This is a genomic window from Endozoicomonas sp. PH6C, assembly GCF_059322965.1.
In genome coordinates this window covers 2,104,353-2,119,394 of sequence record NZ_CP185342.1, presented here as the reverse complement: position 1 = coordinate 2,119,394, position 15,042 = coordinate 2,104,353, and the positions used below count along the sequence as shown (strand labels likewise).

General features: G+C 50.8%; 4 protein-coding genes. 3 read left to right on the top strand and 1 reads right to left on the bottom strand.

Translation table 11 applies throughout. The annotated features are described in order from the left end of the window. Window positions 1-14 precede the first annotated feature (14 nt). Window positions 15-1,268: an ISL3 family transposase gene (locus ACOMG9_RS08600; RefSeq protein ID WP_448216754.1), complete on the bottom strand. Its 1,254-nt coding sequence runs from the start codon at window positions 1,266-1,268 to the stop codon at window positions 15-17. Window positions 1,269-2,151: 883 nt separating this feature from the next. Here ACOMG9_RS08600 and ACOMG9_RS08595 point away from each other — a divergent pair. From ACOMG9_RS08595 to ACOMG9_RS08585, 3 genes are all read left to right on the top strand, one after another. Next, window positions 2,152-11,013, top strand: a complete 8,862-nt coding sequence (locus tag ACOMG9_RS08595; protein ID WP_494530085.1) for a hypothetical protein — start codon at window positions 2,152-2,154, stop codon at window positions 11,011-11,013. A 366-nt stretch (window positions 11,014-11,379) separates the two neighbouring features. Further along, window positions 11,380-13,509 (top strand): type I secretion system permease/ATPase, encoded by a 2,130-nt coding sequence (locus tag ACOMG9_RS08590; RefSeq protein WP_448216622.1) that lies wholly within the window; start codon window positions 11,380-11,382, stop codon window positions 13,507-13,509. Then, a complete protein-coding gene (locus ACOMG9_RS08585) occupies window positions 13,502-14,911 on the top strand; it encodes an HlyD family type I secretion periplasmic adaptor subunit (RefSeq protein ID WP_448216621.1) in 1,410 nt (469 codons plus the stop codon). Before ACOMG9_RS08590 ends, ACOMG9_RS08585 begins: the two co-directional genes overlap by 8 nt. Window positions 14,912-15,042: the final 131 nt, after the last annotated feature.

Genomic DNA, 15,042 nt, shown 5'->3' with positions numbered 1-15,042 from the left:
TATTTTTTGCCTCGTCAGCAAAATCTGTGGGGCATTTCTGGTTCGGGCAGGTTGCCCAGTGCATGATATAAAGCGATTTCTGCACATCTATAGGTTCTGAAACCATACGATTTTCTCGTAGTGAGTTTTATCTTGGTGTTCAGACCTTCCACAATTCCGCTGGAAAATGCTTTTTTTGCCCTGAACCAATTCAGGATCAGTGGCCTGTGCCGCCGAACAGTTTTAGCTACTTTCTTCATCGGCTCTATCTTTGACCGCATGACTCTTGTACACCACCGGTCCAGATACTTTCCTGCCCAGTGTGGTGATATGTAACCCCAGAACACTTGAAACTCCTCTCTGAGCAGATAGCCCCTGACACTTTTGAGATTATACTGAAGCACTGTATTTAACTTGATCTCTTCTTTCTCGGTCAGGTTTTCCTTCCGTTTCAGCAGACACCAACGGGTCTTTTTCAAAACAGGCTCATAGCCATCAGCCTGAAGCTGTTTGTGTTCTGATGCCCTGACCTCATCGATGGCCTTGTTCAGCATGGCCACAATGTGAAATCGATCCAGAATATGCAGCGCCTGATTGGCAAACTCGGCGATCGCCTTTACATAGGGCTTCCACATGTCAGAGCAGACATACCTCAGTTGTTGACTACGCTCAGGGCCAAAAAAGAAGAAAAAGTTTCTAATTGTGGCTTCAGTACGATCCTGACCAACCCATAATAGCCGGGTGCAACTGCGATCAATCTGATAAACCACTGTCAGGTATTTATGTCCGACCTGGTAAGCCACTTCATCAACGCCAATGGCCTTGATATTGTCGAGTGAACGATGCGCTTTGCCCCACTCAACCATGTACTCCACAGCATGAAATACTTTCTCCCATGAGGTATTGAAAGTACTGGCAACCTCTTTCCAAGACAGCTTTCTGGCCCAGTTTGCCAGAAATTGCATATAGGCTTTGGTCAGCTCCTTCTTACCTTCAGCCCATGGGACTTGCTCAACCTTTACGCCGCACGTCTTACATTCCACCCGGCGCATTCTATAGAGCAAGAAAACTCTGATTCCCCAGAGAGGAACAAACTCGAAACGACGCTCAGAAAGATGATCGTAGCCCGGAGCAGGTTTCTGGCATCCTGAGCAGATAGCGTGACTGTTCTTTCGTGGAACAACGGCTACATTGAATACTTCAGAGCCTTGGTAGAAGCCAAGTTTCACATCCTGATAAACAAATGACTTGAGTTTATGAACTTTATTGAGGATAGTTTTTATTAGCATCAGCGGTGTCTCTTGTGGTTATTTTGTCTGCTAACAAAAAAACTATCAAAAATCAGCCGCTGGTGCTTCTACCTATCAAATTGACTCATTTTTACCCACAGATATCCCTGAAGAGCCTATTTTTTTATAAATCCAGTCATTGAACTAAGGATGTAAATCAAGCCACTGCCATAGACCGGAAAGATGCGCAGTTTCCGTGAGGAACATGGTGGAGTTCCGTACTACACTGCAGGATGCGGTTTTTGCGTATTTAGAGCTCTCTGATCACACCGTTGAAAAGTCAGGCATCACACCCGTTCGGGGAACCGTACGGGTTAATCTATCAGGTGTCATCATGCTAATATCCAAGAATATTCATTTCAGTATTGTCGGTCCTGTTAAAGGTTGGGAGATTAGTACTCTAACAATATGGGCAAGGGTGAACCCGCACCATACCCTCCATGTATGGGCCCCTCAACGTTTGATATACCAAAAAATTCTATATTCGTTGCTGTTATCTGAGATAAAAGCAGAAGCTATTGAAAAAGATTACCCCAGAGGTATTGCTCAGTTGAAACGCAGCATCTGGGATAAAATTGATAGCTTTTTCGGTGAAAACCGTGACATAAATAATTTGGATATAATGCATTCTGTTTTTTCAGATGGTGTAAAGAAGGAATTTCTCACCCAATGGAATAAAACCAACCATATATTAGATCAAATTGAAAGATCTATCAGTAAGGCTCTCATCCATAGAAGCCTGGATGATTTTGACGGACCGACCGATAAATTTATCAGGTACACTTTAGGCTTTGACAACACTTTAATAACCGAAAGATTTATAGGACTGCATCATCACTTCAAGCTTGGGGGAACATATATTGATAAAGGACTACTACCAAAAATGGATCCTGAACTCATTCAAAAAAGTAGCAATTTGCTCAACCCTATATCGGGGATGGCAGCAGGTGATGGGAGGGAAAAGCAGATCGAAAGGGCTGTGATACGTGCTCTTTTAGAAAAGATGTTTGCAGATGGAACTATTTCAGACCCTGACCCTTATTTTGAAACATACGACAAAGACCTGCCAAAAAAGGCATTCACTCTAATCAAAAGCATCATAAAACAAAGCAATATTGGGGATGTATTCAATAAACTTGAGGAATACGAACTAACGGACCACACCAGTAATAAATTATTTTTTAGCAAAGAAGTAAATTTTGAAGACAACATTATCCATGGATCTCTTTATGACTCACTCAAACCAATAATGGTGACATCTCGCACAAAAAACCCGGTAATCATACTACAACTCGATGAACTCTGTTTTATTCATAACACTGTAGAAGGTTTAAAAAAATCAAAAATAAACACAAAAGAACTCACAGCAAAGATAAAGGAGTATTTGAATCAATTCTATAGAGAAAAAACAATCAGTGTCTCCAGCGATGACATCAATAAAGTTGCAATCATGGCAACTAACCTTTTATATGATCCCGGGAAGGATGACTACCAGCTTATCGCCCAATTAGGTTATCAGGCCTTTGAAAGATTAAAAAATTACCAAATAAAAATAAAACCGACAATCAAGCTAACTGATGACTTCTCAGCAAACAATCCCTTCTATAACAGAAAACCCTACACCCCGGATATTGTCCAGTCAGTAATAGTACGGCAGCAGCCGTACGAAAAACTAATAATGATTCATGTTTCTGATAATCAGATCGACATGATCGATTCTTTAGAAAAGTGTCGTAAAGTTTATGATAACTACCGCACTGAAGACAGCAGCGTTTTGTACAACGCTGTTAATGTCGATTCAACGGAAAGAAAAAAACTTGAAACAATAAAAGGCGCTCGGATCACAAATATTGGCGAAGACACTAAAGTCATCATTACTGGAAACCTTCACTTCTTTGATACCAAGTTGAATGCAATTTCTCCTCTCTACACCAGGTACTTGGTGGAAAAGCTATCAACAGTCCTGCGAATGGTGATCCCCAGGCATACCACTGTACAAAACATAACGTTCTTGTTTGACAACTCTGCGCAAGACATTCCGGGCTCTGAAGGTTTACTGGATATTAGACAGAAAGATTATGTTGTCCCTGAAGTTTTGAGGGAGTTGGCCAAAGAGAGTATCCGTGCACATTCAGCTGTTGCGGTTCGAGAGTCGATGTCAGCAGGCGCTCCTCAGCAAACCACTAGTCGTGATCCTGATAAGCCGTCAACCTCGAGAGATACGCCCTATCCTGAACTCAACCGTATTGTTTTTACCCTGAACGACGACGATACCATTAAATATAAAGCCAGGTTCGGGTTAGCCTCCATTGACCCCGAAAGTCAGTTGACTTATGCCAGACCCGAAGGTGAGTGTACCGGTACCATAGCCGCAGGTAAGATTGTTGATGTCTTAAGCCAGGATGAGTCTTTTGTTAATTTAGAAGAAGATTCGATCAAAGCCTTAGACAAAATTCCATTTATCGGTGCCAACCCCGAAGGTCATTCTTCCTCTCAAAGACTCGAAGGTGAGCACTATAACGAGATGGGAGATGACTTTAACGATCCCAGAAAAGATGCTCGAGATTATAAATTACAATTTAATTTCCAAGCCGCAATCTCTCATGGATTATGGGAAAATAATGGCAATAAAAAAGTTGCTTTCGTCAATCCGGATCACAGAAAAACTGATCGTTTATCAGACTCACTCTACCTGGCTGAGCATTCTTCCTCGTACAGTGAATGGCTTGCACGCTACAAAAGACGTTTTCCCGAGGCTCACGAAGTCGACCTGCTTGAGCGGGAAATGGACAAATTCAAGAGTGAAGAAGCGAAGGTCAAGGCCTTCGAAACCCTTAAAAGACGGATACAGGCAAAATCATACGATATTCACACTGTCGATCCTTTAACAGTAGAAGGTGCCGCCAGACTTAACGGGAGATACAAAAATGATTTCGACAACATCGATTTTCTCACAGTCGAGCTACCGGGGCCTTGTAACAGGCCTCGAAGATCAGCCGATACCAACAGCTGTGTCATCCGGCGTAAAGAACTGGCAAATGCCCTCCGTTTACTTTCCGGCTCCGATACCCAACTCTATCTTGGCGACGACAACGACAAAACGGATATCGCCCTGCTGAAAAGCTCCAACGAAGGTGAGCGCTGGCTGCAGGATTTTTTCACCCGGTTTCGTCGCCTGGAAGGCAAGGACGCATTAGCTCACACACGGGGCATTCACTCTGTCATTGCCCTGGACGACGCCTCGTTTGATTTCGCCCAAAGGCAAATCAAGAAAGGGACGCTGAGTGGCCAGCCCCTGTTGCTGAAAGCCACCCCCTCTGCCAGTTATGTGCTGCTCACACCCGCTGGCCGGGTTCAGTCGGCCATCGCCGGAGGAGAGGGCAACCACGTTACTGTCCTCGGCCGACCAGCTCGACTCATCGCTCATGCTTTGACGACACTGGTCGAATTTACCCCAGACTGCCGCATCGCCACCCTGACCGTCGGTGATCTTGCCAGCAGCAGCCAGCCTCGCGGAATCAAGGCCCTGAACGCCCTGAAAACCTTTATGACCCGTTCGCCCACCGACGGCAAACCCCTGGTGGGCGAACTGATTATCGAGCCCAGAAGTCGTAGTGCCCATGTCTTCAAACGACTGGTGAAGGATATCGAGCGCCTGATGCCAAAGGACCGCCCGGCGATTGAAACCCTTGTGCTACACTCCCCGGCCACCCGGCAACCGGAGTACCGGCTGCTCCCTGGCGAAACGACTGTGCTGATGTCGCCCCGGCCATCGGATGCAAAAATCTTCCCCCACTATTTGCCGCCCGGCCACCCTTCGGTTCCGGTGCAACCCCGGACTGAAGACAGTCTCTCAGGTGTGGCCAGTGAGCGGGGCGAATTCAGGCAGCGTCTGCTGGAGTTCGACACCGCCCTGAGGGACGTTAAAGCCGGGCACTCACTCCCCGACAGCATGGTCCCCCGACTGGATACCCTCCACAGGCGTGGCCGGGGCTGGCGCATGGACTTTTTGGAACCCGATACCCAGGCCCGAAAAAACATCCGGTTTACGTCCGGAGCCTTTGAACGCTTCCGCAGCTTTCTCCAGGGGCCAGATCATCAAGGGTTCCGAGTCAAAGGGAAAAAAACCTCCGCTGGAGGTCTGAAAAAAGCTGGTCGTTTTATGCCCTTGCTGGGTAGCGGAGTGCCCTTAGCCAGTCTCAACCTGACCGTCAATGAGTACGAGAAGGAACAGGACCCGGAAGTCAACAAACTCATGAAATCCAGGGTGATCTTCGAGTCGGTGGATACGGCAAATTCCACCACTTCTGAGTTTACCGGGCGGTACGGGGTCTTCATTGACAGTTTCATGCACCATGTCAGGGAAGTTTTTAATGGCTATTATAAGGAACAGTTAGAGGAGCTGGCCTCTAAAGGATTGCGGGACGTTCCGGCCAAGACTACACAGATCTTTGACCTGATTCACGCCCAACTAGACCCCGAAAGCTTCCTGGCCAACAACCAGACCCTCAATGCGTTGATGAGCGGGGATGGCAAAAATCTCCTGACCTTGAACATCCAGTCCATCAACCTGGTGAACCGAACCCTGACCTACGGTGGCGGCTATTCATTCCAGACAACCTTAATCGCCGGAAAAAAAGACGACTGGAAACCATGTAAGGACGAATCCGTTATACTTAACCATTTCAAACCATACTGCGCCAGCGACATTAACCGGATCGAATACTCTCCTGACACCTTTAACCTGATCAACGATGCCCTGACGACATTATGCAGGACGGAGTCGCGTTTAACCGGGTATCAATGCTCAGACGGGGTATTCCGCAACCTGGGGCAGATGAGCGATAAAAAGGTCATTTTAATGCCTTCTGTACCCCCGTGGGAGGTCAAGCTCCGCTACACCCCCTTAGAAAATATCCTTTCAAGGAGTGCGCTGGACAGCAGCTCCCCCGGTTTGAAGCTTCTGGATGCCGTCAGCGACAGCAAGCTGAAATGGCTTTACCACAAAATAGTGAAAGACGTCCGGTATACCAAGCTTGAGCGGCGTGGCTCCAGTTATGTCTTCTCCGACCATTTCAGCTACGACCATAAATACCTTGGCCAGATGCTCACCAGTACCGACGGTTTGAAGTTCCGTCCGTCAACCAGCAGTCTGTATCTCGATAGCCACAATCACCTCGTCGTTTTTCGTCAGGTCTCAGACGAATTTTCCAGACTGCTGGGTTATGACCTGTATAGTCCTGCTGAAGGGGCCGGCAAGACCATCGTCCTGATGTCCAACGGTAACCACCTCATCCGCGTTCACCCCCGGGGGCAGACCTCTACCTGGGTGTTGAACTACGACGGGCGGCTCCCCTATGCCTGCATTAACGGATGGGGTGGAGGGGTGGAACGCTGTTCATCCGGGCCGACTGACAACCAAACCTGGACCCTCACACTAGGTGAGACCCGCTTCCAGTTTCCTAACCCGACGCCAGACACACCCTATAGAGTGATAGCTCAGGATACCAACGCCGAGTTTGAGTGGCTGCCGGACCGCAAAGTGATTCATCGCTTGTACGACACTGGCGAACTGAATCACAGTTCGTTAAGGGCCATGAAGCTGGAAGGAATAATGATCAACTACACCGGGGCCAGCCGTTTCCTGCCGCTGGAGCTGAAAGACTGCGACGCCTCACCCCGGATCCGCGCACGCTATATGGCCGTAGCGCCGGAACAGTGGCTCACATCCCGGTTTGCGCCCAAAAAACCGAAGCTGTGGGCGATGGCCGGTGCCATTGACCCGTTACCCATGAAAGCTGATCCGCCCTCGCGAGTCGAGCAGAACCCGGCTTGGCTGCAACATAAGCAGGACTGTGACCGACAGGTCAATGAGTATCTTAAAAAACCTTACCGCTGCTTCCCTTACAAGCTGGGACTGGCGGAAGCGGACTGGGATCAGTTAGACCGGATCCGGCTCTGGTACGATACCCACCACAGCACGGTAATCCCGCTCGTTGCTCCCTCCGATGACGAGGTAGAACCACTCCAGGGAGGCCCGGACACTGGCTACTATTTTTTTGACTCCGCCAACGGCCAGGTGTTACTACAGACCACCGGAGTCCTGAACCGGGACATCAGCCACTTCCATGAGCTTGAGGTCAGCAAACATGGCGCCTTGTTTGGTAACCACGTATCAAAGACAGTGCCGAACAAAGATGAGTCACAATTGCTGGTGTTTGATGCCCCCTATTATTACCTGTTGACGGCCAGCCCGTCCGGTCAGCTGGCTCACCAGGTTATTGCGGCAGAAACACTGGATGGGCAGCTCAGCGTACCTCCTACCCCACCTGCAGCGACACCCGACACAACGACATCTGACGAGGAGCTGATTCCCTTGCTGATGGTCGATGAATACGACAGTCCACGCATACTTAGGACCGGTTTTTATGACGGTGCCACCCGAACCTATATTGCCTTCCTGAGCAGCCTGCTGGATGGCGGCCTGCTGATCAATAAGGACGACGGCAGCCGCTTCCGGCAGATCAATGAGCCTGTCCAGAGGACACTGCGCGAGGAGCACCTGCCGGTGCGTAAGGTGCGGGGCCGGAAGGTTTACTACCTTTTGTTCAGCCAGCATTCCGGCAATCTGTATTACATAACCACTGTCGTCAAAAAGACCAAGAGCGTCCAGCGCCTGAGCTCCGGTTTCCAGGTGATCCGCCCGGCGGGCGAGCGCCGGTCCCCGGCACAGATGGCCGACAACCGGATCTTTGCCCGTGTGCAGGCGCGCTCCGGCGGCCTTTTGGCTGATACCCTCAGTGGCTACCGGCTGTGGATACCAGACCAGGCCTGGGACAACACCCGGGTGGTCAGCGAAAACCTGTCAGTGGAGTCAGGACCCTTTGAGCACTGGGAAGTCAAGGCCACCGGGCAGACTGTCGCCAAGTCGAACGAGACCCTGAGTGTGCGCCAGTTCACCCCCCAATCCGGCGTGGTGATGGACAGCCTGAACCTGGGCCAGATAGTCAACCAGGTCTTCACCAAAGTAACCCTGAGACACCCCGGCACAGCCTGGACCACCGCCAGTGCCCGGGCATTCATCGGTGGGCTTAAGGAACGGTTGCGCACCTTGGTGGCAGAGGCCCGGAAGCAGTTTTCGGCAACGGTGGGACTGGTGCCGCTGAGACCGATCACCCCGATGACCGACCACCCCCTGCTAAGCGCGATCAAACAGTTGGACTTCTGGTACTTCCCAGGCCATGATACCCTGCTGGCGGCCAACACCCGAGACCGGTTTGAGGTCATGGTGAACGACGATGGCCAGCTGCTCGCCCTTTCAGACACCCGCAAACAGGAGGCTTTCGAGTTTTTCCCCCAGCCTGACCAGGGCGCCAAAGGCCATCCCTTTTGTGGCAAGGCTGCCGCCGTTCCGCTGACCGGGGTGCCCAACGTGTTCAACACCCTGATCTCCGGTCCCTGCAGTTACACCCTGCCCTATGACACCCAATTGTCAGGCAACTACCAGTGGGACAAAGAGGCCCAGGCATGGCGCGTCCAAACGCAGCAGGCCCAATACCTGGCCAACCGGGAGCGTCTGGCCCTGGTGGCCCTCGACCTCAGCCGGATGGGGCCCAGGAAAGCTTCCAAGAGCCGAATGCGCATGACCCGGCAGGATTTCAACCATGGCATGAGATCCCTGCCACGAGACATTCGAGAGCGGATCGACACCGGACTGATCGACCTCAGGCTGCGCCCTGGCTATCTCCCAACCCAGACAGCCTGGATAGATTACCGGGGCCGATTTCCCGCACAACAGAGACTGTTGTTCGGCCTGCCTGACAAGGGGCACAGTGTTCAGCAACTGATTGGGCAAACTTCGGCCATCATGAAAGACCATCACTGGTACTGGTTCCGTCATTCAGCAGCTACGGTCGTTTATAGTAAGGATCAGCAAACGCTGTACCGGGTTAACCTCAGAGGTTACCAGTCCCTGGGTACTTTTAATGGGGTAGCTGTGATGGCCGAGGATCTGCTGCTGTCAGGAACCCCCGGAGCCGACAAGATCAAACTGGAAACGTTGCGGCTGGACACTTACTACCAAGAGCATCAGGTGGCCTTTGTCCTGAACGGTACCCAACAGCGGTTCGGGATCATGGTGGAGGGCCAGGGTGGGTCCGACGTGATTAAACTGGATGAGACAGACTTGTCATTTTTTGCCCGAATCCTCATCCATCCCGGCCTGGCTGAAGAAAGCATCACCAAGCACGACAGGGCACAAACCCGCATTGAACTGAATGTATCGGCCTTCCTCTTCCTTGCCTGGCGCCGGGGTCAGAACCTGGTGCTGTCCAACCGGTTTACCACCGGCGATGCCGAGATCGAGATTCAGCAGGTCTGGGCCAGACAGCACGACCGGTTCCTGCAACCCACAACGCTGGTGTTCAATGACCTTGAGCTGTCATTATCCGACCTGGCAGCACGGGTGACGGACTCAGGTCAGGGGGTCGTCCTGCCACTCACGGTGAGCGGCCTCGTCAGCAAGGAACGCCTCCGATTCATCAACGCCACAGCCAGCAACCCCCTGTACATCCAGCAGGACCAACCCGTAAAAATCGTCACCCACCAGGCGATGGACGGGATTAAACTGACACTGGAACCCCTGAACGCCACATACGTCAGACGTCAGGTGTTTATTACCGGCATAGGACAGTGGGGCTGGGAGCCAGGCAGTGTTCAGGTGAGCGGGCCGAAACCCGACAGCGGTTACCAGTCATGGCCGTTTCTACCCTCCGTGATCAGCTCGTCCGCCGTCGGTAACAGGACAGCGAGACTCTGGGGCAATAGCCGCAGTAATATTCTGTACCTTGGCGCCGACGCCCGACAGTGGTCACTCCGTGGATGGGGCGGTCATGACCTGCTGCTGCTGGGAACCTCAGGCAACATCGCAGCACGGCCAGAAGTGCTGGCAAACCGGGGCGACCAGTGTGACAACCGGAGGCTGGATACGCCCGGCAACACCAGCCTGTGGCAAGCCATCCTGGACTGGACCCGCCCGCTGGTCGGCGGTGTTGGCAATGACGTCTATGACCTGCGGGCGTGCAGGCCAGCCCGCACAATCGACAGCCGTGGCAAGCATTATGTTCTACTGTCGTCCGGGTCTAAGGCGGATTTACGACGTTTGTCGGGTGATAACAGCACCGCACTGTTCTTTACCGACCTGACCCCGGAACAGGTGGCGTTCAGCCAGTGTAACCCGCAGAACCTCACCCACAACAACCACTCCCTGCCATTGGATAGCCAAACCTTCAGGATCATCAATACCCGCAACAACCAGACACTGGCACTGGTGAAACCGGACGTGCTGGCCAGCCTGCACTTTAAAGGTGGACAAGTCAGCCTGAACCCTATGGCTATGATCAACAGAAATGACAGTACGTCAGCCATGGACGACAGTGACGGGAGAGAGAATGAAGCCGTGACCTTTCTGAACAAAATCATTCGCAGAGGGCAACGGCTGGTGAATTACCTGTGCAGCCTGGCCGGAGGTGAGAAAAACAACATTGGGTCGGAGAGTAAGCGGCCAGTAGGAACAAGCCTGAATAATACGGCACTGTACCAGCACTACCAGCGACTTGTTCAGGACCTCAGTGCCCTATCAGGCAATCACAGTAGCGAGAGCCCGTCGTTTATTACATCGGCAAGCCAGGGAATGACACAAAACCTGACGACTCCGCTAAATTTGACGTTGATAAACCGGGGTTGAGTAAACAGGCTGATCAAGTCATTACGATAGTCCGGAAGTTTGTGTGCAAATTCTGTGAGGAACATGGCGGAGTTCCATACTACACTGCGTGTTGCGTTTTTTACGCATTTGAAGCCCTCTGTTTCAACATTCCCTGATGTTTATTGATATTGGGTGATGGCTGAAAAAAACAGAAGGGCTTTATTTATTTTTCAAGATCAATTTCCAAGGTTTCAATAATCAAGGTTTTCAATAGATTGTGTTTTTTGATGGGAACTAACCTACAGAAATGACCTTAAGAATAATTTTTTTTCATGCTTTGTTTGTTTACACAAAGCTGGTTTGCACATAGTTCGTTTGCACAAAAAACATTGCAGGCAGTACACAATGGATCAACCCAACACGCACTCGGCAGCAAGTGCACTCGCTCTGCTGCTGAGATTCCATGAAAAAAACGTCGACATCAACTCGCTGATTCATGAGTTATCCGGCAAAGACGTCAGTATCGACTTAAGGGAACTTGTCAGGTTATCCCGACGCCTTGGCATGAAGGCCCGGAAGGTCAGAATTAAAAACAACCTTCATAAAGCCCCTCTTCCCTTTATCGCCCAGGGAAAAGATCACCAGTTTTTTATCATTGCCAATATCGATACAGATAAGCAGAACGCGATGGTACAATTTTTTGGTCAGCAGCCGTGTATTCTGAAACTGCCTGAACTCTGGAAAAAGTGGGATGGCAGCGCCCTTTGGATGACCCGGCGGTTTGATTTAGCTCACACCATGAAACGCTTTGGCATCAGCTGGTTTATTCCGGTGGTGATCAAATACCGTCGGGTATTGGGCGAAGTGGTTCTTGCCTCATTTTTCCTGCAACTGTTCGCCCTGATTACCCCGATCTGTTTTCAGGTGGTTATGGATACAGTGCTGGTGCACCAGGCCATATCCACCTTGAATGTTATTGCCATTGCCCTGCTGGCCATGTCGCTGTTTGAAGTGGCCCTGAGCACCTTGCGGATGTATCTGTTCTCCCACACCAGCTGCCGGGTGGATGTAGAGCTGGGCAGCCGACTGTTCGAGCATCTGTTGAAAATACCCATTGCCTATTTCAGCGCCCGGCCTGTGGGCCAGGTGGTGGCCCGGGTTCGAGAGCTGGAGAACATTCGGGCATTTCTTACCAACAATGCCATGACTCTGATACTGGATCTGTTTTTCACCATTGTTTTATTTATCGCCATGTACTTCTACTCATCCACACTCACCTGGGTCGTACTGGCTTCCATCCCGTTTTACGTTCTGCTTTCCGTACTGATCAGCCCAACCCTGCACAACCGCGCCAAGGAACTGTTTGAGCGCAGTGCCATCAACCAGGCCTTCCTGACTGAAGCAGTTACCGGCATGGAAACCCTGAAGTCAACCGCTGTTGAGCCAAGAATGCAGTCCCGCTGGGAGCGTTACCTGTCGAGCTATGCCAAAGCCAGCTTCAACAGCAGTGTACTGGGCACAGTAGGCAGCAACCTGGTGGAGCTGATTAACAAAATAGTCACCGTAGCCCTATTGTGGATTGGCGCCAAAGAGGTCATTAGCGGGCAACTGACCATTGGTGAGCTGATTGCTTTCAATATGCTTTCAGGCCAGGTCGCCCAACCGATCCTGAGGCTTTCCCAGCTCTGGCAGGAGTTCCAGCAGTTCCGGATATCCATTGCCCGCCTGGGTGATGTTCTGAACACCCCCCAGGAGCCACAGCAGAGTCTGGATAAACCACCCATAGAGGCATTGCAGGGTCATATCCAGATGGAGCGGGTCAATTTCAGCTACAGCTGCGAACTGCAGAATACCCTGAGCGACATCTCCCTGATAATTCCTGCCGGACAAACTATCGGCATTGTTGGCGAGTCCGGCTCCGGTAAGTCGACCCTGGCAAAACTGCTGCTGCGTCTGTATGTGCCAAACACCGGGAAAGTATTAATAGACGACAACGACATTGCGCTTCTTGACCCCTCCTGGTTGCGGCGGCAAATCAGCGTTGTGCTGCAGGAGAACACACTGTTCAACGGTACCATCCGGGAGAACATTGCCCATTCAGACCCCCTGCTACCAATGGAAGCTGTGATTGGTGCTGCCAAACTTGCAGGTGCCCATGAATTCATCACCCGTATGGCCCGGGGCTACGACACCGAGCTGGGTGAGCGTGGTACAGGACTGTCCGGTGGACAAAGACAACGGATTGCCATTGCCAGGGCACTGATCAGCGATCCGAAAATTCTTATTTTTGATGAGGCAACCTCAGCACTGGACTACGAGTCCGAACATGTACTGCAACAGAATATGGACGCCATTTCCGAAGACCGAACGGTGATCACCATTGCCCACCGGCTTTCAACCATCCGACATTGTGACCGAATTATCGTCATGAAAGATGGCAGGATTACCGAGGATGGCACCCACCATAGCCTGATTGAAATGAACGGCTACTACACCAGATTGTGGAACATCCAGTCAGGTAACCAAGATGATTAAACGACTCAAGCGTCTCTTCTCTGCTTTTCGTCCCAAAGAAGAAAACGAGTTCCTGCCCGCTGCGGTAGAAATCCTGGAGACCCCCGCTTCCCCCCTTAAGCACGTCTTAACCCTCGGTATCTGCCTGTTACTGGTGATTGCTCTGGTCTGGGCATGGTTTGGTAATCTTGATGTCGTCGTAGAAGCGGAAGGGCGTGTTATCCCCGACGGGTACTCAAAAAAAATCAGTCCCATACAGGTGGCCAGAGTCAGCACCATTTTTGTCGATGAGGGTAGTCGGGTCAAAAAGGGTGACAAACTTATTGAACTGATCCCCAACCCCACTGACTCAGAAAATAATACCCTGCAAACCGCCCGTGAAATTACCAGTGCCCAGTTGTCTGCCCTTAGAGAAAAAACCCTGCTCAGGATGGTCAACACCCCGGACCTTAACCAGCCGGTTTCCGTTAATCTGGAACAGGAAGCTGCCCTTGCACAGCTGGTTTTTGAGGTCCCCCCTGACGAACAGCGATGGTCGACAGAAAACAGCAACCTGACCAGTGAGCTGGATGCTTTTCTTTCGGCGGATAAAGCTATAGCAAAAACCATTGATGAGTTGTCTACGACCCTGCTGGTTGATACCGAAGAAATTGAACGTCTTCGGCTTCTACACCCTATTCATGACAAGCTGGCCACCATTACCCAAGGCCTCTATCAGAAAAAAATGATGTCCGAAGTGGACTGGCTGACACGACGGGAAAAACAGATTGACACCACTCAGCAACTTAAAGTCATGGTGCTGCGCCATAAGGAACACGAAGCGCGATATCAGGCTTTATTGGCCGAACGACAACAAAAGCGTGAATCTTTTATCTCGAACCATGTTAAGGAGTATCTGGGAGCGATCGAACAACTGGATCGTGCAGACAAGACGGGGCAAAAGGCGAACCAGCGAGAAAAAAACCAGATATTAATCGCACCCATCGATGGCATTGTCCAGCAAATTCAGACCCACTCCTCCGGGGATGTGGTTCAGCCGGGCCAGCCTGTTATGGTGATTGTGCCCACCAATATGCTGCTGATCGTTGAAGCCATCATTCTTAATAAAGACATTCGCTGGGTCAGGCCCGAGCAAAAAGTACAGGTAAAAGTCGAAACCTTTCCCTACACCCGCTATGGCTATCTGGACGGTCATGTCCGAAGAGTATCCAGCGACGCAATTAACGATGAACAAAAGGGCTGGGTTTTCCAAATCTATATTGATCTGGAAAAAGACTGGTTTCAGGTGGAAGATCTCAGGATCAGATTACAGCCGGGGATGATAGTCACCGCTGACGTTATTGTTAGCCAGCGTCGTTTACTGGAATACTTCCTGTCACCCCTGCTGCGTTATCAGAAAGAAACCTTCCGAGAAACCATGTAGGTCAATGTTAATGCAAGACCACAGCACTTCACGGTATTGTTATTGCATTTGACAGCACCTGCCAGCAATGGTTTTCTAGCAGCCTGTCGGACTTAAGCGTCCGTAGCGAGGATTGCAAGAAATTGAGGATA